The organism is Cupriavidus sp. PET2-C1 (assembly GCF_054515855.1).
In genome coordinates this window covers 221,486-242,623 of record NZ_CM137259.1, presented here as the reverse complement: position 1 = coordinate 242,623, position 21,138 = coordinate 221,486, and the positions used below count along the sequence as shown (strand labels likewise).

General features: G+C 65.3%; 24 protein-coding genes. 2 read left to right on the top strand and 22 right to left on the bottom strand.

Going from position 1 to position 21,138, the window contains the following annotated elements; translation table 11 throughout:
• Positions 1-16: 16 nt before the first annotated feature.
• The 13 genes from ACX12D_RS01090 to ACX12D_RS01030 all read right to left on the bottom strand — a co-directional run bounded on the left by ACX12D_RS01090 (position 17) and on the right by ACX12D_RS01030 (position 11,737).
• Positions 17-925, bottom strand: coding sequence for a dienelactone hydrolase family protein (locus ACX12D_RS01090; RefSeq protein WP_459372594.1), 909 nt, complete (start codon positions 923-925; stop codon positions 17-19).
• A gap of 51 nt (positions 926-976) precedes the next feature.
• A complete protein-coding gene (locus ACX12D_RS01085; protein ID WP_459373895.1) occupies positions 977-1,684 on the bottom strand; it encodes a glutathione S-transferase family protein in 708 nt (235 codons plus the stop codon).
• An 8-nt stretch (positions 1,685-1,692) separates the two neighbouring features.
• Positions 1,693-2,112 (bottom strand): YchJ family metal-binding protein, encoded by a 420-nt coding sequence (locus tag ACX12D_RS01080; protein WP_267605188.1) that lies wholly within the window; start codon positions 2,110-2,112, stop codon positions 1,693-1,695.
• Positions 2,109-2,798, bottom strand: coding sequence for an HAD family hydrolase (locus ACX12D_RS01075; RefSeq protein ID WP_441641492.1), 690 nt, complete (start codon positions 2,796-2,798; stop codon positions 2,109-2,111). Before ACX12D_RS01075 ends, ACX12D_RS01080 begins: the two co-directional genes overlap by 4 nt.
• Entirely contained in the window at positions 2,795-3,505 is a 711-nt protein-coding gene (locus ACX12D_RS01070; protein ID WP_459372592.1) for a DsbA family protein, read from the bottom strand. Before ACX12D_RS01070 ends, ACX12D_RS01075 begins: the two co-directional genes overlap by 4 nt.
• Before the next feature lie 109 nt (positions 3,506-3,614).
• On the bottom strand, positions 3,615-4,745 hold the full coding sequence (locus tag ACX12D_RS01065; RefSeq protein WP_183032140.1) for an acyl-CoA dehydrogenase family protein: 1,131 nt from the start codon (positions 4,743-4,745) through the stop codon (positions 3,615-3,617).
• A 48-nt stretch (positions 4,746-4,793) separates the two neighbouring features.
• Positions 4,794-5,474: an SDR family oxidoreductase gene (locus ACX12D_RS01060; RefSeq protein WP_416050200.1), complete on the bottom strand. Its 681-nt coding sequence runs from the start codon at positions 5,472-5,474 to the stop codon at positions 4,794-4,796.
• A gap of 84 nt (positions 5,475-5,558) precedes the next feature.
• Positions 5,559-6,755, bottom strand: a complete 1,197-nt coding sequence (locus tag ACX12D_RS01055) for an acetyl-CoA C-acetyltransferase (RefSeq protein ID WP_459372591.1) — start codon at positions 6,753-6,755, stop codon at positions 5,559-5,561.
• A 93-nt stretch (positions 6,756-6,848) separates the two neighbouring features.
• Complete coding sequence (can, locus tag ACX12D_RS01050) at positions 6,849-7,520, bottom strand: carbonate dehydratase (RefSeq protein ID WP_416050198.1); 672 nt, start codon at positions 7,518-7,520, stop codon at positions 6,849-6,851.
• Positions 7,517-9,361: a bifunctional isocitrate dehydrogenase kinase/phosphatase gene (gene aceK / locus ACX12D_RS01045; protein ID WP_441641488.1), complete on the bottom strand. Its 1,845-nt coding sequence runs from the start codon at positions 9,359-9,361 to the stop codon at positions 7,517-7,519. Before aceK ends, can begins: the two co-directional genes overlap by 4 nt.
• 161 nt (positions 9,362-9,522) lie before the next feature.
• Complete coding sequence (locus ACX12D_RS01040; RefSeq protein WP_459372589.1) at positions 9,523-10,713, bottom strand: isovaleryl-CoA dehydrogenase; 1,191 nt, start codon at positions 10,711-10,713, stop codon at positions 9,523-9,525.
• 45 nt (positions 10,714-10,758) lie between these two features.
• Positions 10,759-11,217, bottom strand: a complete 459-nt coding sequence (locus ACX12D_RS01035; RefSeq protein ID WP_441641639.1) for a PaaI family thioesterase — start codon at positions 11,215-11,217, stop codon at positions 10,759-10,761.
• A gap of 85 nt (positions 11,218-11,302) precedes the next feature.
• Positions 11,303-11,737 carry a MerR family transcriptional regulator gene (locus tag ACX12D_RS01030; protein ID WP_459372587.1) on the bottom strand — a complete coding sequence of 145 codons (435 nt, stop codon included), beginning with the start codon at positions 11,735-11,737 and terminating at the stop codon, positions 11,303-11,305.
• A 198-nt stretch (positions 11,738-11,935) separates the two neighbouring features.
• On the opposite strand from ACX12D_RS01030, the gene ACX12D_RS01025 reads away from it, so the two are divergent.
• Entirely contained in the window at positions 11,936-13,009 is a 1,074-nt protein-coding gene (locus ACX12D_RS01025; protein ID WP_441641637.1) for an MBL fold metallo-hydrolase, read from the top strand.
• On the opposite strand, the gene ACX12D_RS01020 is transcribed toward ACX12D_RS01025, so the two are convergent.
• From ACX12D_RS01020 to argS, 6 genes are all read right to left on the bottom strand, one after another.
• Positions 12,999-13,289, bottom strand: coding sequence for a hypothetical protein (locus ACX12D_RS01020; protein ID WP_459372586.1), 291 nt, complete (start codon positions 13,287-13,289; stop codon positions 12,999-13,001). The genes ACX12D_RS01025 and ACX12D_RS01020 overlap by 11 nt on opposite strands.
• 527 nt (positions 13,290-13,816) lie before the next feature.
• Complete coding sequence (locus tag ACX12D_RS01015; RefSeq protein WP_459372584.1) at positions 13,817-14,650, bottom strand: helical backbone metal receptor; 834 nt, start codon at positions 14,648-14,650, stop codon at positions 13,817-13,819.
• Positions 14,647-15,459, bottom strand: a complete 813-nt coding sequence (locus ACX12D_RS01010; protein ID WP_459372583.1) for an SDR family oxidoreductase — start codon at positions 15,457-15,459, stop codon at positions 14,647-14,649. The genes ACX12D_RS01015 and ACX12D_RS01010 overlap by 4 nt, the downstream gene beginning before the upstream one ends.
• Positions 15,460-15,627: 168 nt before the next feature.
• A complete protein-coding gene (locus ACX12D_RS01005) occupies positions 15,628-16,266 on the bottom strand; it encodes a thiol:disulfide interchange protein DsbA/DsbL (protein WP_441641355.1) in 639 nt (212 codons plus the stop codon).
• Positions 16,267-16,357: 91 nt separating this feature from the next.
• Positions 16,358-17,146, bottom strand: coding sequence for an SPOR domain-containing protein (locus tag ACX12D_RS01000; RefSeq protein ID WP_459372582.1), 789 nt, complete (start codon positions 17,144-17,146; stop codon positions 16,358-16,360).
• A gap of 130 nt (positions 17,147-17,276) precedes the next feature.
• Positions 17,277-19,070: an arginine--tRNA ligase gene (gene argS, locus ACX12D_RS00995; RefSeq protein ID WP_459372580.1), complete on the bottom strand. Its 1,794-nt coding sequence runs from the start codon at positions 19,068-19,070 to the stop codon at positions 17,277-17,279.
• Positions 19,071-19,343: 273 nt separating this feature from the next.
• On the opposite strand from argS, the gene ACX12D_RS00990 reads away from it, so the two are divergent.
• Positions 19,344-19,667 (top strand): DUF1840 domain-containing protein, encoded by a 324-nt coding sequence (locus tag ACX12D_RS00990; protein WP_441641352.1) that lies wholly within the window; start codon positions 19,344-19,346, stop codon positions 19,665-19,667.
• Positions 19,668-20,016: 349 nt separating this feature from the next.
• Here ACX12D_RS00990 and ACX12D_RS00985 read toward each other — a convergent pair whose 3' ends face one another.
• The 3 genes from ACX12D_RS00985 to ACX12D_RS00975 form a co-directional block, all read right to left on the bottom strand.
• Positions 20,017-20,433, bottom strand: a complete 417-nt coding sequence (locus ACX12D_RS00985; RefSeq protein ID WP_459372579.1) for a hypothetical protein — start codon at positions 20,431-20,433, stop codon at positions 20,017-20,019.
• A 117-nt stretch (positions 20,434-20,550) separates the two neighbouring features.
• On the bottom strand, positions 20,551-20,712 hold the full coding sequence (locus tag ACX12D_RS00980) for a DUF1328 domain-containing protein (RefSeq protein WP_441636170.1): 162 nt from the start codon (positions 20,710-20,712) through the stop codon (positions 20,551-20,553).
• 104 nt (positions 20,713-20,816) lie between these two features.
• Complete coding sequence (locus tag ACX12D_RS00975; protein WP_459372578.1) at positions 20,817-20,990, bottom strand: DUF1328 family protein; 174 nt, start codon at positions 20,988-20,990, stop codon at positions 20,817-20,819.
• Positions 20,991-21,138: the final 148 nt, after the last annotated feature.

Below are 21,138 nucleotides of genomic sequence, written 5' to 3'. Positions count from 1 at the left end.
CGAAAAAAATCACCCATCATGGCTTCGGATCGAACGAAAGCCCGATCTCCTTGAAGAACCGCTCGACCTCCGGCAGCCAGATCGGCACGCCCGCGCGGGCGCCGAACAGCGTGTGCGAGTCGCTCGCGAAGGTGCCGTAGTCCACCATGCGGGCGTTAGCGGCGGGGCCATGCGCCTGCGCGGTATAGGCCTCGAAGAATTTTGCCGGCAGGGGCTGCGGCCAGTAGCTGTCGTTGTCGCCGTACAGCCACAGCGAGGGATAGCGCGCCTGTTTGCCGTAACCGCCGAAGGCGTCCACCAGGTTGAATTCCCAGCGGCTGCAGGATTCATCGCGCAGGCCGCCGGCAAAATTGATCACGCCCAGCACGCCCGGATACGCGAGGGTGCTGAATGCCATGGTGGTCAGCCCGCCATGCGACTGGCCGATCACTACGATGTGCGATTTGTCCACGTAGGGCTGCTTGACCATGTATTCGAGCGTGGCCACCACGTCCTCGGCCTGCACCAGGCCGTTGCTCTCGACATTGCAGCCGCCGCCGATATAGGCGCCGCCGGATTTGGAAAAGCCCTGGCGCATCGGCAGCGCCACAACGTAGCCGCGCTTGACGAATTCCGCGCTCTGCACGAGGTAGCGTGCGCGCGACTGGAAAGCCGGCCTGCCCTGCGCCTTGCCGTGATTGATCACGACCAGCGGAAACGGGCCGTCGCCGGGTGGCTTGAAGATGGTGGTTTCCAGCTCCAGCGAGAACATGACGCCGGGCTTGGGAATCATCGCGATCTGCTCCGACGATCCGGGAATGGTGGCGGTGATCGCCTCCGGCGCCCGCGTGGCCTGATTCGCGGCTGGCGCCCCGGCCATCGCCCCGGCGAATGCCAGGGACGGCAGCAGGGTCAGGGCCAGGGCCAGTCGATGCATCCACCTCATGATTTGCCTGCTCCTTGGTTGCCCCTCGCCGCTTCCCTGCTGCCCGCTGCCTCAGGCCGTGCGCTTTTGCAACGGATGCCCCGGCAACAGGTCGTACGGATGGCGCCAGCCCGGCAGCGCACGCAAGCGCTCGGTCCAGGCGAAGAGTTGCGGATACTCCTTGCGCCAGTGCACGCCGATCTCGTCGTCGTAGAACACATAGCCGGCCAGCGAAAAATCCGCGATGGTCAGGCGCTCGCCCAGCACGTAGTCCCGCCCGGACAAATGCGTGTTGAGCACGTTCCACGCCCCCTCGCAGCGCTGCCTCAGGAACTCCAGCACGGCCGGGTCAGGTGCCTTGGCAAAGGTGCGCAGGAAGCGGTAGGTTGCGGTGTACGACGTGAACTTGTGGTTGTCGAACAGCAGCCAGCGCAAGACCTCGGAGCGTTCGGCCTCGCTGGCGGGCCCGTAGATGCCGAGGCGCTGCGCGAGCAGGTCCAGGATGGCGCCCGATTGCGACAACCGCTGTCCATCGAACTCCAGCACCGGGGCCTCGCCCATTTCGTTGATGGCACGATACTCGGGCGTATGCGTCTCGCCGTTGAAGTAGTCGACGAAGCGCGGCGTCCACAGCTTGCGGCCCCGCTGCACGCCGACGGTTTCCAGCAGCAATGCCACCTTGTAGGTGTTGCCGGATTGTGCGAAGCCATACAGCAGGTACTCCGTGTCCCGCGCCGTACCAGCAGCAGCAGCAGCAGCAGCAGCAGCAGCAGCAGCCATCGATTCCGTCATGGTGTCTCCCCCAGCATTTCGCCATCGACATAAAGCCAGCGCGGCGCCTCGCCGGCGCTGCGCGGCTCGCGGACAAAGCGGCTGCGCTCGTGCAGCCGCCAGGCGCGCCCGCCTACCTTGTAGCGCGCCACGAACTCCACCTGGGCATGCGTCTCGTCCTGCTGCGCATGCGCCTTGACCGCCAGCCCGAGCCAGCGTGTGTCCGTGTCCGCGGCAAGGTCGGCCGGGCAGGTGGACGGATGCCAGGTATGGCGCAGCCAGTCCACGTCACCCAGCACATAGGCGCTATAGCGCGAGCGCATCAGTTGCTCGGCATTGAACGGCAGCGCCTCGCCGCGATGAAAGCGCCCGCAGCAGGTGGCGTAGTCACCCCCGCCGCATGGGCAGCCGCCGGTGCCGGACGCGCGCGCTTTCATCCGATCAGCCCCGGCAGTTCGCGCATATCGGTGAAGGTAGTGGCCGCGCCGGCTGCCAGCAGAGATTGCGCCGCGTTGCGCGCAGCGTAGCCGAGCACCGTCATGCCCGCGGCAACGCCGGCGGTCACGCCCGTCGGGCTATCCTCGATCACCACGCAGCGCGCCGGCTCCACATTCATGGTGCGCGCCGCCAGCAGGTACACGTCGGGCGCCGGCTTGCTGCGCTCGACCTCGGTCGACGAGAAGATATGCTCGCGCTCGTCCTGCTGGAACAGCTCCACCAGGCCGGTGCGCGTCAGCTGCAGCTTGACCTTGATGCGGTCCGCGCCCGAGGCCACGCAGACCGGCAAGCCGGTCGCGACGATCGTGCAGACCGCCTCGCGCACATGCTGCACCGACTGCACTTCCGCCTCGAGGACCGCGTTGCGACGCACGAACCATTCCGACAGCCAGTTCTCCGGCAGCGGCGCGCCACGCCGGCTGGCGATGTTGTCGAGCTCTTCGCGCACCGCGCGGCCGAGAAACCACTTGGTGGATTCCTCGATCGAGATGCGGATGCCAAGCTCGTTGAGCATCTCGTTGAGCACGCGGTTGACGATGGGCTCGCTGTCGACGAGCACGCCGTCGCAATCGAAAATCACGCAGTCGAAGCGGGGATGGCGGATCGGCTTGATGCTGGCATTCATGCGGGTTTCTTTTCCTTGCTGCTGTCTGTGCTGTTATCTGTGTTGCCTGTGTTGCTTGTGTTGCCTGTATTGCTGTCGTTGCCCGGCACGGCACGCAGCGCCATCGGGCGCTTGCTCTTGAGGTGTGCCTCGATCTGGTCGAAGCGGTCGAAGCCCCAGAACGGCTCGCCGTCGATGATCACAAAAGGCGAGCCGAACACGCCCTTGGCCATGGCCACGTCGATCTCGGCCTTGAGCTGGTCCTTGATCTGGAAGCTGCTGGCGCCGGCATCCATGGCATGCGCGTCGATGCCGAGCGGCTCGGCCAGCTTCACCAGTTCGGCCGGCTCGGCAATGTTGATGTCGTCCACGAACAGGGCGCGATAGACCGACTTGGCAAACGCGGTGGCGATATCGTCGCCGTGATGGTTCTGCAGCCACAGCACGGCGCGGGCGGCCTGTGTGGTGGGCAGCGGGAAGTGCGTCGGACGCTTGTACTCGATATTGTGGAAACGCGCGGTACGCTCGAAATCGCGCCAGGAATAATCGCCCTTGAGCGGCACCTGCGGCAGCGGCGAGCTGCCAGTGGTCTTGAACACCACGCCGAGCAGGATCGGATGCCAGGCGACGATGCGCCCGTACTTCTGCGCCAGCTCGTCGATGCGCGTGCTGGCGAAGTAGCCGTAGGGCGAGGAAAAATCGAAGTAGAAATCGATGGCAGCAGTCATTGTCTGGGGGCCTCTGGGTCTGGCCTCTAGGTCTGGCCGTTTGGGTTCAGTGCTTCGGTGATTCGATGATGCGCCAACAGCTTGGTTCCGTGCTGTGCGCGAGCCGCCCTCAGGCCAGCGCCCGCGCGATCAGTATCTTCTGGATGTCGCTGGTGCCCTCGTAGATCTGGCAGACGCGCACATCCCGGTAGATGCGCTCGACCGGGAAATCGCTGACATAGCCGTAGCCTCCAAAGACCTGGATGGCGGCCGAGCAGACCTCCTCGGCCATCTCGCTGGCATACAGCTTGGCCATGGCGGCCTCCTTCAGGCAAGGCCGCCCCGCATCCTTGAGCGACGCGGCATGCCACACCATCTGCCGCGCCACCTCGATCTTGGTCGCCATGTCGGCCAGGCGGAACTGCACGGCTTGGTGCGCGAACAGCGGCTGGCCGAAGCTCTCGCGTTCCTTGGCATACGCCAGCGCCGCGTCGAACGCCGCGCGCGCCATGCCGATGCTTTGCGAGGCGATGCCGATGCGTCCGCCTTCCAGGCCGGACAGCGCCATCTTGTAGCCGGCGCCCTCCTCGCCCAGCATATTGGCCGCCGGCACGCGGCAATCCTCGAACAGGATCTGCGCGGTGTCCGACGAATGCTGGCCGAGTTTTTCCTCCAGCCGCGCGACGATGTAGCCGGGCGTGGCGGTGGGCACCAGGAAGGCGCTGATGCCGCGCTTGCCCGCCGCCTTGTCGGTGACCGCAAGCACGATGGCCACGTCGGCGTTCTTGCCGCTGGTGATGAATTGCTTGACGCCGTTGAGCACGTAGTCGTCGCCATCCCTCACCGCGCTGGTGCGCAGCGCGGCGGCATCCGAGCCCACGTGCGGCTCGGTCAGGCAGAACGCGCCGAGCATCTCGCCGCGCGCGAGAGGCACCAGCCACTGCTGCTTCTGCGCCTCGTTGGCGAAAGCCATCAACATGCTGCACACCGGGCAGTTGTTGACGCTGATGACGGTCGAGGTGCCGCCATCGCCGGCGGCGATTTCTTCCAGGATCAGCGCCAGCGAGAGATAGTCGAGCCCGGCGCCGCCGTATTGCTCGGGTACCGCCACGCCGTAGGCGCCGAGCGCGGCCAGCTCGCGGTGCACCGCCTGCGGGAAGGTCTTGTCGCGATCCCACGCGGCGGCGTGCGGCGCGATCTCCTGCTGCGCGAACTGGCGCACGGCATCGCGGATCATTTCCTGTTCTGGCGTGAGCAGCATGTCAATTCACCAAGGTGGTAGCGGAGTCGGGAACCATGAACGCCGTGCTCACCACGGGATCACGCTGCCATCGTAATTGCGAAAGCCGCCGTTATCCTGGCGCGTTGCGCCGGCGATCACGCCGCGCATCCCGGATACGCTTTGCTGCGGCGTGAGGTCGGCTTCCTTGCCGCCCATCTCGGTCTGCACCCAGCCCGGGTGGAAGGCCAGGCAGGTAGCATGGCGCGCGTCGAGCGAGGCGGCCTTGAGCGCCGCGTTGGCTGCCGCCTTGCTGACCCGGTAGAGCCAGCTGCGGTTGCTGTCCATGGTGCCGATGCTGCCCATGCGTGAAGCCAGCACCGCCAGCACACCGCCCTTGCCCGAACGCCCGGCCTCGACCAGCGGCAGCAGCAACGGCAGCGCCATCATCGGCCCCAGCACATTGACGTGCATCACCTTGTCGAAGTCCTCGCGGGTGACCGGCTGCGCGCCTTCGGTGCGCGGGCCGATCACGCCGGCGTTGTAGATGGCTACGTCGATGGACTCACCGTCCAGCTTCCAACCCAGCCCGGCGACCTGGCCCGCGTCGGTCAGGTCAGCGCGCAACGCCTCCGCGCCAAGCGCTTCGATGGCCTTGATGCCATCATCGCTGCGCGCGACGGCCAGCACCCGCCAGCCGTCGGCACGGTACTGGCGCACAAATTCGAGACCGATGCCACGCGAGGCACCAAGGATGAGAGCGGTTGGCAAGGCGGTACTCCTTATTCCATATCGTTTGCGGCCCGGCTGCCGCACGGTGGCGGCAGCCGCTCTGTTGCGGTCGGTGCCGCGGGTTCAGACGATCTCCAGCCCCACCGCGGTGGCTTCGCCGCCGCCGATGCACAGGCTGGCCACGCCGCGCTTGCCGCCGGTCTTGCGCAGCGCACCGATCAGCGTGGCCATGATGCGCGCGCCCGAGGCGCCGATCGGGTGGCCCAGCGCGCAGGCGCCGCCGTGGATGTTGACCTTGTCGCGCGGGATCTTGAGGTCGTGCATGGCGGCCATCGGCACCACGGCGAACGCTTCGTTGATCTCGAACAGGTCAACGCTGTCGGTGGTCCAGCCGAGCTTGCGGTAAAGCTTGTTCATCGCTTCCACTGGCGCGGTGGTGAACCAGCCGGGCGCCTGCGCATGCGTGGTGTGGCCGAGCAGACGGGCCAGCGGTTCCAGGCCGAGCCGCTTGGCGGTGGATTCGCGCATCATCACCAGCGCGGCCGCGCCGTCGTTGATCGATGACGACGAGGCGGCGGTGATGGTGCCGTCCTTGGCGAAAGCGGGCTTGAGCGATGGGATCTTGTCGACCTTGATGCGGCGCGGGCCTTCATCGGTATCGATGATGGTGTCGCCGCCACGCCCTGGCACCGTCACCGGCGCGATCTCCCAGCGGAAGTCGCCGCGCTCGGTGGCCTGCTGCGCGCGCCGCACGCTCTCCATGGCGAACTCGTCCTGCGCCGCGCGGGTGAAGTCGTACTTGGCCGCGCAATCCTCGCCGAAGGTGCCCATCGAGCGGCCACCGCCTTTTTCGTCCTTGATGTAGGCGTCTTCCAGCCCGTCGAGCATCATGTGGTCGAAGATCATGCCGTGGCCGATACGGTAGCCGCCGCGGCCCTTGGGCACCAGGTACGGCGCATTGGTCATGCTCTCCATGCCGCCGGCGATGCCGATCTCGAACGCGCCCGCGATCAGCGCGTCATGCACATTCATGGCGGCGCGCATGCCGGAGCCGCACATCTTGTTGACGGTGGTGCAAGCCACGCCAAGCGGCAGGCCAGCGCCCAGCGCAGCCTGGCGGGCGGGCGCCTGGCCCAGGCCCGCGGGCAGCACGCAGCCGAACACCACTTCCTCGATCTGCTCCGGCGCGAGGCCCGCGCGCTCGACCGCCGCGCGGATGGCGGTGGCGCCAAGCTGCGGCGCCGTCAGCGTGGCGAACTCGCCCTGGAAAGCCGCCATGGGGGTGCGGGCGGCGGATACGATGACAACGGGATCATGCATGGTGTGTCTCCAATGATTGGGGGCGCTGACTGGCGGCGATTGTTGGCTCTTCCGGGAATCTCTCTGTACTTGCCGACGACTGACGACCGATGCTTAGCGGATCGACGCTTGCGGCGGATCGCCGAACTGGCGGTAGGCGGCCTCAAGCTGTGCGTGCAGTTCGTCGTTGCTGCTGGCGGCCATGCCCAGGTCGCGCAGCAGGCCGTCGGACACGCCGTAGACCCAGCCATGCACCGTGACCGGCTGCCCGCGGTCCCACGCGTCCTGCAGCACCGTGGTCTGGCACACGTTGTTGACCTGCTCGATCACGTTGAGCTCGCACAGACGCGTATGCGCGTCTTCCTCGCGGGTGATGGTGCCAAGGTAGGCGCCGTGCTTGTCGGCCACGTCGCGCACATGGCGCAGCCAGTTGTCGGCCAGGCCGATGCGCTGGCGCTTGAGCGCCACCTTGACGCCGCCGCAGCCATAGTGGCCCACCACGGTGATGTGGCGCACCTTGAGCACTTCCACCGCGAACTGGATCACGGACAGCGCGTTGAGGTCGCTATGGGCGATGACGTTGGCGATATTGCGGTGGACGAACACCTCGCCCGGCGCCAGCCCGAGGATCTGGTTGGCCGGCACGCGCGAATCCGAGCAGCCGATCCACAGGTACTCGGGCGCCTGCTGGTTGGCCAGGCGCATGAAGAAGCTCGGGTCTTCCGCGTTGACGCGGTCCACCCACTCGCGGTTGTTGCGGAAAAGCTGGGCGATGGCGTCACTCATGCGACTCTCCTTGTGGGAGCGGGTTCGTTGCCGTGCGCGCGCGCTTCGGCGCCTGCGCTGCCAGCGGCATAGCGATGGATAAAGCGTTCAGAGACATCATAGGCATAGAAATCATGGATTTGCCCGGCCAGCAGCCGGTCCTTGTGAGCCTGCCACATGGCAGGATCGAAAAAGTCTTCGTGGTGCCGCAGGAAGGCAGCACGCACGCGCGCGTCGCCGAGCAGGAAGGTGCGATAGGTCTCGGGGAAGATGTCGTGCCGCCCGACGCTGTACCAGACCTCGCCCGAAAGCTCCTCCTCCTCATTGCGCGGCTGCGGCACGTGGCGGACATTGGTGTCCGTCATGTACTCGATCTCGTCGTAGTCGTAGAACACCACGCGCCCGTGGCGCGTCACGCCGAAGTTCTTGTAGAGCATGTCGCCGGGGAAGATATTGGCGGCGATCAGCTCCTTGATGGCGTTCCCGTATTCGACGATGCCGTGCTCGACCTGCGCATCCGAGCCTTCCTGCAGCCAGATGTTCAGCGGCGTCATGCGGCGCTCAATATACACGTGGCGCACGACAATTTCCTCGCCGCCATCCTTGCGGCGCTGGTATTCGATCATCGACGGCGCATGCAGCTCCAGCTCGCGCACCAGCGCATCGTCGAAGCGCGACAGCGGGAAGGCCACGTCGGAGTACTCCAGCGTATCGGCCATGCGCCCGACGCGGTCGTGCTGCTTGACCAGCTGGTACTTCGACTTGACCTGCTCGCGCGTGGTCTCCTTGGGCGCCGGGTAGTAGTCCTTGATCACCTTGAACACGTAAGGGTACGACGGCAGCGTGAACACCAGCATCACCAGGCCCTTGATGCCGGGTGCGCTGATGAACTTGTCCGACGAATGCTGCAGGTGATGCAGGAAGTCCCGGTAGAACAGGTTCTTGCCCTGCTTCTGCAAGCCCAGCGAGGTGTAGATCTCCGCGCGCGGCTTGCGCGGCATGATGTCGCGCAGGAAGGTGACGTACGCCGACGGGATCTCCATGTCGACCATGAAGTACGAGTGCGTGAAGGAGAACAGGATCAGCAGTTGCACCTTCTTGAGCAGCACCGTATCGAGCGACAGCTTGCCATCGGGCGTGTGCACGATGGGGATCGCCAGCGGGAAGGTGCGGTCGGCATTCAGGATACGGCCGATGATGAACGCCGACTTGTTGCGGAAGAACAGCGACGACAGCACATGGATCTGGAAATTCGGCGCAATGCGGAAGTCGCCGAAATACTCGGTGACGGCGCGCACCACATAGCCGATATCACGCGTGAGATCGTCAAACGGCCGCTCGAGCTGGAAGTTATGGACGATGCGCTCGAAGCACGCCGCCATGCCCTTGCGGCTGCCCGGATAGTAGGCGCGAAAGGTCGGCCGGGTGGGCGACTCCTCGTTCTCGATGTACTCGGTCGAGATGGCCGGGCGCACGAAGATGAAGTCGTTGTTGAAGTACGAGCGGTGCAGGATGCGCGTGCACACCGAGTTGAAGAACGTCTCGGCCAGTTCGGGCTGGTGATGGTTGGTCAGCAGCCCGATGTAGTGCAGCTTGATCTGCTGCCAGATCTCGTCCTCGATATTTTCCGCGTCGTATTCATCCTCCAGGATCACGCTGGTTTCGCGCACCCGTTCGTTGTAGAAGTCGATGCGGTCGCGCTGCAGTTGCTGCAGGCCGAGCCAGTCGGCCGCTTCGAACTTCAGCTTGGCCAGGTGGCTGACTTCGCGGAACAGCCGGTAATGCTTGTCAAACCCGTCCAGCATGGTCCGGGCCACGTCGTAGGCGATCTGCGAGGACAGCAGCTTGGGGAAGTGGGACATGTCGCAGACCGGTGACTAAGGCTGGAGGTGGTTTCCGGAGATTGTAAATTGGTTCGGCGGCCGGGCGAGTGCTCTTTCGGTCAATTCGGCGTGGGCGGCGGGGCACTTGGGCTGGCGCTGCCGCCTTGCGGCGCCGCGCCCGGCCGCGTGCCGCGCCGGCATCACATGGTTTGCGAGAACAGCTCGCGCCCGATCAGCATGCGGCGGATTTCCGACGTGCCGGCGCCGATCTCGTACAGCTTGGCGTCGCGCCACAGGCGGCCCACCGGGTACTCGTTGATATAGCCGTTGCCGCCCAGGATCTGCACGGATTCGCCGGCCATCCAGGTGGCCTTCTCGGCGGTATAGAGAATCACCGCGGCGCAGTCCTTGCGCACCTGGCGCACGTGCTCGGTGCCGAGCGAGTCCAGGTTCTTGCCCACCGTGTACAGGTAGCTGCGCGCTGCCTGCAAGGTGGTGTACATGTCGGCCACCTTGCCCTGGATCAGCTGGAACTCGCCGATGCTCTGGCCGAACTGCTTGCGGTCGTGGATGTAGGGCGTGATGACATCCATGCACGCTTGCATGATGCCCACCGGGCCACCGGAGAGCACGGCGCGCTCATAGTCCAGGCCGCTCATCAGCACCTTGGCGCCCAGGTTCTCGCCGCCAAGGATGTTCTCCACCGGCACTTCCACATCCTGGAACACCAGCTCGCCGGTGTGCGAGCCGCGCATGCCGAGCTTGTCCAGCTTCTGCGCCACCGAGAAACCCTTCATGCCCTTCTCGACGATAAAGGCGGTCATGCCGCGCGCGCCGAGGTCCGGCTCGGTCTTGGCGTAGACCACCAGCACATCGCAATCCGGGCCGTTGGTGATCCACATCTTGGTGCCGTTGAGCACGTAGTGGTCGCCCTTGAAGTCCGCGCGCAGCTTCATGCTCACCACGTCGGAGCCGGCGTTGGGCTCGCTCATGGCCAGCGCGCCGATCCAGTCGCCGGAGACCAGCTTGGGCAGGTATCTGGCCTTTTGCGCGGCGGTGCCGTTGCGGTGGATCTGGTTGACGCACAGGTTGGAGTGCGCGCCGTACGACAAGCCGACCGATGCCGAGGCGCGGCTGATTTCTTCCATGGCGATCATGTGGGCCAGGTAGCCCATATTGGCGCCGCCGTATTCCTCCGCCACCGTGATGCCGAGCACGCCGAGGTCGCCCATCTTCTTCCAGGCGTCCATCGGGAACTGGTCGGTGCGGTCGATCTCCGCCGCGCGCGGCGCCAGTTCGGCCTGCGCCCAGTTGCGCACGGTGTCGCGCAGCATCTCGATGTCTTCGCCCAAGTCGAATTTCAGGCCTGGCAGCTCAGCCGTTGCGATCATGGCGGTCTCCTGATGGTATCGGTCTTCTTGATTTGTCGTTTGTGGTCAGACGTGGTCCAGCGTGCGCACCACGCACAAGGTCATCAGCATGGTGGCCACCGCCTTGCGCACGCCAGCGGTCTCGCTATACACATCGCCCTGCACCACGATCAAGGTGCGGCCGGGCTTGAGCACGCGGCCCACCGCCACCAGCCGCTCGCCCTGGGCGGGTGAGAGCAGGTTGATCTTGTACTCGGCGGTCAGCCCGGCCTCGCCGTCCCCCACGATCGACAGTGCGGCGTAGCCACAGGCGCTATCGGCCAGCGCGCCGACGGCGCCACCGTGGAAAAAGCCGTGCTGCTGGGTCACGCCCTCGGACCACGGCATAGCGATCTCCACCTCGCCCCGCATGACCCGCGTCAGCGCCGCGCCGAAGGTGGTCATCAGGCCCTGGCGGGAGAAGCTGGTGGCAATGGCATCCGCGCGCTCGGCGGACAACGGCGTGGCATCGACAGCTTGGGGCATGGGCTTTCCTTGTTTGAGAAGCTATTCTATTGACGTTTACGTAAACGTCAATCAAATCAAATACGGAAACTGAAATAATGGCCCATCAGGCACTTTTCACCACGGCCGGTGGCGCTTCGCACGCATGTATGGCCAGCAACTCCCGGCACTGCCGCTCGTACTGATCGATCTCGGCAAGCTGCGCCTGCAGGTCCTCGAGCTGGCGCTCCAGTGTGCCGCGGTGTTGCGCCAGCGAATGCAGGAAGCGCTCCAGCTGCGGCGCGGTGTCTCGCGGCGACTCGTACAGGTCGAGAATTTCGCGGATTTCGTTGAGCGTCAACCCGAGGCGCTTGCCCCGCACGGTGAGCTTCAGGCGCGTGCGCTCGCGCCCGTTATAGACGCGCTTGCGCCCGGTCGGCCCTTCGCGCTCCGGCGACAGCAAGCCCTGGTCCTCGTAGAAACGGATCGCACGCGGCGTCACGTCGAACTCGCGGGCGAGATCGGTGATGGTGTAGGTTGGCGTGGCTGGCGAGTCTGGCATGGTGGCCCGGTAAAAAAGTGAACGGTCGTTCGGTATGGAATGAAGTTTTCGCTTAAGATGGAAAAAGCCCGCTCCAATTGACGTTAACGTTAGCGTCAAGCAAGGCCGCTGGCAACCGCGATATGCGACCGTGACAACGAGAAAGCCCGCCTGCGCGCGGCACCGCACGCACAGGGCTTCAGACCCGAGAGACTCCTCATGAACGCACTCGAACACGAACTCCAATACCCGTTTGGCGAAACCCTGCCCGAAGGCGGCGCGCGGCAGCAGGTGGCGCCCGGCGTCTACTGGCTGCGCATGCCGCTGCCCTTCGCGCTGGACCACATCAACCTGTGGCTGGTGCGCGACCGCCTTGAAGGCCGCGACGGCTGGACCATCATCGATTGCGGCGTCACCAACGACACCATCAAGGCGCACTGGGAAACCGTATTCGCCAACGAGCTCGACGGCCTGCCCGTGCTGCGCGTGCTGGCCACCCACTGCCACCCCGACCACATCGGGCTGGCGCACTGGCTGTGCAAGCGCTGGGACGCCCGCCTGTGGATGAGCCTGGGCGACTACATGAACGCCCGCGTGATGGGCGGCGGCAGCGGCGCCGGCTCCAACGCTGGCGGCGACTTCGCCGCCAGCCACTTCGCCCGCCACGGCCTGACGGACCCCGACAGCCTGGAAAAGCTGCGCGCACGCAAGAGCTACTACCCGTCGCTGGTACCCGACCTGCCCACCCAGTACCGCCGCATGATGGACGGCGATACCGTGCATATCGGCACCGACCCGGCCAGGTCCGGCTGGCGAGTGATCACTGGCTTCGGGCACGCGCCCGAGCACGTAGCGCTCTACAACGCCGCCTTGAATGTGCTGATTTCCGGCGACATGGTGCTCCCGCGCATCTCCACCAATGTCAGCGTGTTCGACATGGAGCCGGAAGCCAATCCGCTCAAGCTATACCTGGACTCCCTGGGCAAGTACGAGCCGCTGCCGGAAGACGTGCTGATCCTGCCGTCGCATGGCCGGCCGTTCCGGAACCTGCATATCCGCATCAAGCAGCTACGCGAGCACCATGTGGAGCGGCTTGCCGAAACCCGGGCGGCCTGCGTGGAGAAAGCCTGCAACGCGCATGACATCGTCGGCGTGATTTTCAACCGGCAGTTTGATATTCACCAGATGACGTTTGCCATGGGCGAGGCGCTGGCGCACTTGCATGTGTTGTGGCATGCGGGGGATGTTAGGCGGGAGATTGGGGGGGATGGGATTGTTAGGTTTAGGGTTTAAGGTTTAGGGGGTACTGGTGGCTTTTTGCTGTTGCTGCACGCGGCTGCGGCAACTGCAAAATCAGATTCAAATTCAAGGGCTTAACTGCAAATTCAACTTCAACTTCAAATTCAAATTCAACTGCAGTTTCACCTCCCCTGCGGGGCGGCGACCTACTTTTTTGTCTTGCCAAAAAAGTAGGCAAAAAAGGCGCGCCGGATGGGGCGACAACCCCTCGGGATTTCACGAAAAGAGCGGCCGGGACCCAAACTCGCATCGCCTTAAGGCGATACTCAGACATGGGTCCCTCTTTTCCGCTCTTTTCGTGAAATCCCGAGGCGCCCCATACGGCCTTGGCACACCTTCACGGCTCGCTTCGCGTCGCGCACGGGTGTTGCCCGCCTGGGGGCGGGAAACACGGCTTACCACAGTGGGATCAAATTTTGATTCGGCGTAGCCGTGATTGCCGCCCCCTGGCGGCAATCACCCACGCGCGATGCGCAGCGAGCCGTGAGGGTTTTCATCTCCCGTTATGGGGCGCCTCGTCGGAAGGCAAAAGGAGCGGAAACGAGGGGGCCATGTTTGAGCATCGCCTCAAGGCGATGTGAGTTTGGCCCCCGGCCGCTCTTTTTGTCTTCCGACGAGGAGTCTTTCGCCCCATCCGGGTCGCCTTCTTTGCCTACTTTCTTGGCGAGACAAGAAAGTAGGTCGCCTCCCCGCAGGGGAGGTGAAACTGCAGTTGAAGTTGAAGTTAAGCAGTTGCAGTTGCAGTTGCCCTTGACGTAGACGTAGACGTTAAGCAGTAGCAACTGAATCCAAACTTACCCCCTACCCCCCTGCAAATCGCGACAAATACCTCACCCCCTCCACAGCCCTGCTCCCATACCAGGAAACCATCTCCCCATCGATCAGCAAAACCTCCTTGCCGATCTGCCGCTCCAGCGCATCAACATGCGCCTCGGTAAACCGATACGGCTCACTGGAAAGCAGGACAAGGTCAATCTCCCGCACCAGCGCGTCGCTCCACCGGAAGGTCGGATACCGCGTCTGCGGCGTATTGGGCCGGCTGCACTCCCCATCAACACAAGCCTCGGGCATGGCGTCAGCCGAAGGCCACGTCTGCCAGTTCACCAACGCCAGCATCTGGCTGATATAGGTACCGCGCGACACCGTCATCCACGGATCCTGCCAGATCGCATACAGGACCTTGCGCGCGGGCCACTGCCGGGCACGTACCTGCGCCAGTTCGAACGCCATGGCGGCGCAGAGCGATTCCGCTTCGGCAAGGCGGCCGAAGATACCGCCAAGCAGCCGGTAGAGCGCCAGGTTGTCCTCGGGCGCACAGGGGTGGGTGACGATCACATGCGGCACAAACGTGCGGATCTCGTCCACCGTCTCGCGCCGGTTCTCGTCGATGTTGACCACGACATGGGTGGGCGCCAACGCCCGTAGCCGTCCAAGATTGACATCCTTGGTGCCGCCCACCTTGGCAACGGCACGCACGGCGGGCTCGGGATGGATGCAAAAGCCGGTGCGCGCCACCATCAGGGGACCCAGCCCCAGGGCAAACAGTAGTTCGGTAACGGACGGCACCAGCGAGGCAATGCGCACCTCGCCCGTGGCGGGGCGGTGCAGGACGCCGGCTGCGTCCTGCCAGCTCATGGCTGCTTGTCCTGGCTCCCCTCCTGCGCGCGCGGCTTGCGCGGCGCGCGGGAGAAGATCGCGTCGTAGAGCCAGCGCGGCATGAGGTGCAGGATGGATGCGACCACGCCCATCTGCCAGGGCACCACGGCAAAGCGGCGCCCTGCGGCAATAGCACGCACCGTCTTGCGGGCGAACACGTCGGCGTCCATCAGGAAGGGCATGCGATAGGGGTTGTGCTCGGTCATCGGCGTGCGGATGTAGCCAGGCGCGATAGTGACCACGCGGATGCGCTCGCGGCGCTGTTCCAGGCGCAAGCTCTCCAGCAGCTTGATCACCGCGGACTTGGAGGCGCTGTAGGCACCCCCGCCCGGCAGGCCGCGCACGCCGGCCACGCTGGCAATGCCGACCAGCGTGCCGCGCCAGCCGCCGGCGCCGGGATCGCGCTCGCGCATGGGCTGCATGAAGGGCTGGAAGGTGGTGAGCACGCCGAACCAGTTGGTATCCATCACCATGCGGAAGGCTTCGAGGTCCTCGCGCTCGCTGGCGACGGTGCCAACCGATACGCCCGCGTTGGCGATCACCACATCGGGGCAACCAAAATGATCGAGGAAGTCCTGGGCGGCGCGCTGCATGGCATCGGCATCGCGCACATCCGCGCCATAGACGCGCACCGCATTGGGATTGGGCAGGGTGCGGGCGAACTCACGCAGCACCTCTTCGCGCCGGCCAACCAGGCCGAGGATGGCGCCCTGCGAGGCGTACTCGCGCGCCAGGGCCTGGCCGAGTCCGCTCGACGCGCCGGTAAGGAAGACTTTCTGTGCTCGCATCGGGAGGGTCCAGGGGTAAGCGCAACATGGTTCATGCCGACCGACCCGCCCTGGCGCGCGCCGGACGCCGCTGCGCCTCGCCGGCGCCGGCGGTGCCGGTCGACCGCTGGTGGCCATCGGCCGGCTCGCGCGTGGCGAGCCCAAAGGCCGTTGGCCGCAGCCCGGGAATTACATCTTCTTGTCGCGCACCTGGCCGACCAGGTAATCCATGGTCTGGATGGCCGTGCCCTTGGTGCCGGCGATGGACGGCGAGGTCACGTACTTGCCCTGCACCACGATGGTCGGCACGCCGTCGACCTTGTAGGCGTCGGCGATCTTGTTGGCGCGTTGCGAGTTGGTGGTCACCGAGAACGAGTTGTAAGCATCGAGGAAGGCCTTGCGGTCGATGCCGTTCTTGGCCATGAAGTCGGCGATTTCGTTCGGGTCCAGCATGCGCTTGCGGTCGACGTGGATGGCGTTGAAGACCTTGGTGTGCATGGCGTCCAGCTTGCCGATGGCTTCCAGCGCGTAGAAGATCTTGGTGTGCGGCAGCAGGTCGTCGCGGAAGGCAACCGGCACGCGCTTGAACACCACATCCTTGCCCTGCTTGCCTACCCAGGCTTCCAGCTCAGGCTCGAAGTCAAAGCAGTGCGGGCAGCCGTACCAGAAGAACTCGGTGACTTCGATCTTGCCCGGCGCGACGGGCTGCGGTGCTTTCAGGACCTGGTATTCCTTGCCCGAGGTGGGCGCGGCTGCCTGGGCGGGCGCGGTCATCAGGAAACCGGTCACAGCGACCAGCGTGGCAAACAAGGTGGCGAGTTTCTTCATGTGGCGCGGCTTTCGAGAATGGGCAATGAGCGTATGACAGCGGCGGGGCAATCCGGTTCAGCGGATCGCCCCGGGTTACCGTTACTGCTTGTTACTGCTTGGTAAAGCGGATGACCGAAGCTTCGAAGCCCGACGCCTGCAGCCGGTCGCGCGAACGGTTCATGTCGTCGATCTTGTTGAACGGCCCCAGGCGCACGCGATAGAGCTTGACGCCATTGACATCGCGCTCGGTCACCTTGGCTTCGAACCCCTGCATGGCCAGGTTGGCCTTCTGGCGGTCGGCGTCGTCCTGCGAGCGGAAGGCGCCTACCTGCAGCAGGTAGCCTACCTTGTTGGCATCGGCCTGGGCGATCTCGGCGATCGGGTCGGCGACAGGCTTCTCGGCCGGCTTTTCGGCAGGCTTTTCGGCAGGCTTCTCCACCGGCTTCTGCACGGTCTTGTCGGCCGGCTTCTCGGCGGCGGGCCGTTCGGCGGGCTTGTCCGCGGGTTTCTCGGCGGCGGGCTTGTCGGCTGGCCGGGTGACGGCTACCGGCGGCTGGCGCTCGGGCGGCTTCACCGTGGTCGGCGCCGGGCCGGACGGCTGCTCGGGCTCAGCGGCGGGCCCGACCGGCTTGGCCGGCGTCTTGCTCCACAGCGGCTTGTTGGGATCGCTTGGCGCTTCCTGCGCCGGTGCGGGCAGGTTGCTGACCACATTGCCGGGCTCGGCCGGCTTCTGCGCGCCCTTTTGCTGGAATGGCGCCGGCGACTTGGTGATGTACAGGGCGACCACTACCGCGATCGCCAGGCCGACGATCAGGCCCAGCACCAGTCCCAGGAACGTACCTCCGCGCTGCGGGGCGCGGCTGGCATTGCGCGGGGTGCGCTTGCGTTGCTGTTGCATGAATTCCTCTAGCGTGATGGCGCGATTATAGAGCCTGCGCCGATCCCGGCATCACTGTCTGTGGTCAGGGCGATACGGATAAGGCGCGTCATGAAGGGGGGCTTGCCCCCTTTCATGACGCCGGCCTGGCTTACATGCGCTGCGGCGCCGAGACGCCGATGACGGCCAGCCCGTTGCGCAGCACCTGGCGGGTGGCGGCCAGCATCGCCAGGCGAGCCAGCTTGACCGTCTCGTCGTCCACCAGCACGCGGTCGGAGTTGTAGAAGGCGTGGAAATCGCCCGCCAGGTCGCGCAGGTAGAAAGCGACCGCATGCGGCGCCAGTTCACCCGCCGCTGCCGCCAGCATGTCCGGGAAATCGGCCAGGCGCTGGCCCAGCGCGAGCGCCTGCGGGGTAGCGTCGGCGCCGGTCACGGGGGCCAGGTCGGTGCCGGCCAGGGCAGGCAGCTTGGCCTCCCAGTCCGCGCCGCCCCAGGATTCGAAGATCGAGCAGATGCGGGCATGGGCGTACTGCACGTAATACACCGGGTTCTCGTCGTTCTGCTTGAGGGCCAGGTCGACGTCGAAGATGAATTCCGTATCGGCCTTGCGCGACAGCAGGAAAAAGCGCACCGCGTCGCGCCCGCGAGTGAAGTGCTCGGGCCAGTCGGCCACGCCGGCTTCCAGGCAGCCGCGGATGGTCTCGCCGCCTTCCGCGCCGTTACTCCACTCGATCAGGTCGCGCACGGTCACGTAGGAACCGGCGCGCTTGGAGATCTTGACCTCCTCGCCGTTCTTCATGACGGTGACCATCTTGTGCAGGATGTAGTCGGGGTAGCCTTTGGGGATGCCGATGTCCAGCCCCTGCAGGCCGGCGCGCACGCGGGCGATGGTGCCGTGGTGGTCGCTGCCCTGCACGTTGATGACCTTGGCGAAGCCGCGCTCCCACTTGCTGGTGTGGTAGGCCACGTCCGGCACGAAGTAGGTATAGGTGCCGTCGGTCTTGCGCATGACGCGGTCCTTGTCGTCGCCTTCGTCGGTGGTGCGCAGCCACAGGGCGCCTTCGTTCTCGTAGGTCTTGCCCTTGGCCACCAGCGACTGCACCGTGGCCTCGACGCGGCCATCGCTGTACAGCGAGGACTCCAGGTAGTAGCGGTCGAACTTGACGCCGAAGGCGCGCAGGTCGATGTCCTGCTCGTTGCGCAGGTAGGCCACGGCAAACTTGCGGATCGACTCGATGTCTTCGACGTTGCCGGAGGCCGTCACGGCGTCGCCGTCGGAGGCGCGCACGGTCTTGCCGGCCAGGAAATCGGCAGCGATGTCGGCGATGTAGTCGCCGTTGTAGGCCGACTCCGGCCACGCGGCATCGCCCGGCTTGACGCCGCGGGCGCGCGCCTGCACCGATACGGCCAGGGTCTGGATCTGCACGCCGGCGTCGTTGTAGTAGAACTCGCGATGCACGGCAAAACCCTGCCAGTCCAGCAGGTTGGCCAGCGCGTCGCCCAGTGCCGCCTGGCGGCCGTGGCCGACGTGCAGCGGGCCGGTCGGGTTGGCGGAGACGAACTCGACCAGCACCTTGCCGTGCACGCCCTGCGCCTGGGCGCCGTAGCGGTTGCCCTGCTCCAGCACCGCGCGCAGCACATCGGCCTTGGCGGCCGGCGTCAGGCGCAGGTTGATAAAGCCGGGGCCGGCGATTTCCAGGCCGGCCACCAGCCCTGCGGTACGCGCGTCGGCCTTGACTGCATCGACGATCTGCTGGGCCAGCTCCCGCGGGTTGCGCTTGAGCGCGCGGGCAACCTGCATGGCGAGATTGCAGGCCAGGTCGCCGTGGGCGGCGACCTTCGGACGCTCGAAGACGGCGTCGGGCAGGGCGGCGTCGGCCGGGGCGATTGCGCGCACCGCGTCATTGAACGCAGCGGCAAGATTGGTGGTCTGAACTGGCAGCATGGATGTCGTGGCCCTGAGGCGGTTGTCTGGTGCCGTCGCGGCGGTTCTGCCGCGGCGGCACCGTCACGGGCGGCATGTGGAGGCCGCGCCGCGTGGCAGGCAATGAATTGCAGAACGCAGAATTTTATCAGGTGCTATGCTGACATCATGCAGCAAGCCCAAAACCGGCCGTTGCGAGCCCCCTGCCCGGTCCCGGGACAGGCCGCGCGGCCATGGTTTTCGCCCATGTATTTCGTCCATGTATTTCGCTGTACGCCAAGGAAAGGAAATATCATGCTGATCACCTTCAAATCCCACGCGTCGCAGGACCTCATCATGATGAGAGACCTTGCCGTGACGCTCCTGGGGATTATCGGCAAGCACCTGGGGGAGCGCGGGGTGATCACCACCGAGGAACTGCCACGCTGCATCCATATACTGGAAGCCGCTGTGACGGACGCCAAGAAGGTGCACCCTGCCGTATCGTCGGTTCACCCCGGCAAGAATGACGATGACAACGAGGAAGAGCCCCTGCACCTGGGCCAGCGCGCCTACCCCTTCCTCGACATGCTGCGCGCATCCCAGCGCGAGAACACCGAGGTGATGTGGGGCGTGTAGGCAGCGTGCCGAATCCCCCATAGATAGAAAGGTGGCCGGCGCCAGCCGGCTGCCTTGCCGGCCCCTTCCGCTCCCTCGCTTTTCGCTCCCTGCTTCTTGTCCCGCTTCTGGCTCGCTTCCGGCTCGCCTGGATTCCCCCCTGCCTGCTCGCACTTCCGGCAAAAAAATGCCCGGCCGATGTTTCTGGCCGGGCGTGCCGGATCAGCGAGGGGATCCGGAAGGGGAAATATCTGTGTTTCAGGGTGCGGCCAACGTGACCTGTACGGCGCATGCAGCACTGCCGGCAAGGGCTGGCGCCGTAGCGCTAGCCCTTGCCCAGCATGTCCGCGAGTTTGTCGGCGTGCCTCGGTCAGTCGCCGCGGGCGCGTCCGCTGGCCGCCAGCAGCAAGGCGACGAAAGCGCCGGCCGCCGCCGCGATGCCAAGCGCCTTCAATGGCGACTCCACCACGCGTTGCTGCACGCCATGCACGGCGTAGCCGACACGTTCGCGGGCACGGCTCTTGAGTTGGTCGGCCAGCGCGCGAGAGCGGTCGTGCAACCGGCGCCCGGCTTGCACTGCCTCGGACGAACCTTCGCGCCCCAGCACTTCCAAGGTTTGCTCGAGCTGGGCGATCAGTGCGCCGACCTCGCCGGCCACGGGCCCCGTGGCTTCGCGGGCGGCGCCACGCGTATCGCGTGCGGCATGCCGGATCTGTCGCACCGTGCTTTCGGCACGATCAGCCAGGTGATTCACTTCTTTTCGGATCCTCGGATTGTTGGTCAGCATTGGCTTACCTCCGTTTCGTCTGATGACGCGCTGTGACTGGGTTCGTGCTAACTGCCGGGGCGCGCTGCGTGGATCGAGCGCGGCGGCCCTGCCGACCGCCGCGCTCTCGCCTGGCACCTAGCGCCTGACCAGGCCGATCACAAACGTCACCAGCGCAACCACCAGGAAGATGAAGAACAGGATCTTGGCGATCTCGACCGCCCCTGCCGCGATGCCACCAAAGCCGAATACCGCGGCGATCAGGGCGATGACAAAAAATACGACTGCGTAGTGCAACATGGTGATGGCTCCCTAAGTGGATTGGGCTGCCGCGCCAGCAGGCGCGCGCTTGGCAAGTGACTGCGGCTGGCGACTAGCGATTGGCGATTGGGGATTGCGATTGGCTATTTCACCGCCTTGAACACGGTCACGCCCAGGACAAGGAACAGCACGAACAGCACCAGGAGGATGAAGAACAGGAGCTTGGCAATGCCGGCCGCACCGGCAGCAATCCCTGTGAACCCCAGCAAGCCGGCGACCACGGAAACCACTGCAAAAATCAGCGCCCATTTCAGCATTGGCGTTCTCCCTCGTTCTTCCCGAGCTGGCTTGACGCAGGGTGCGCAAGCTCATGGAACCATGGTAGAAAGCAGACCTCCGCCCGGACACCGCAGCCGCACCGATTCGCTTGTCAGCCAATTCCTACAGTCCAAGCGCCGGCGCGGC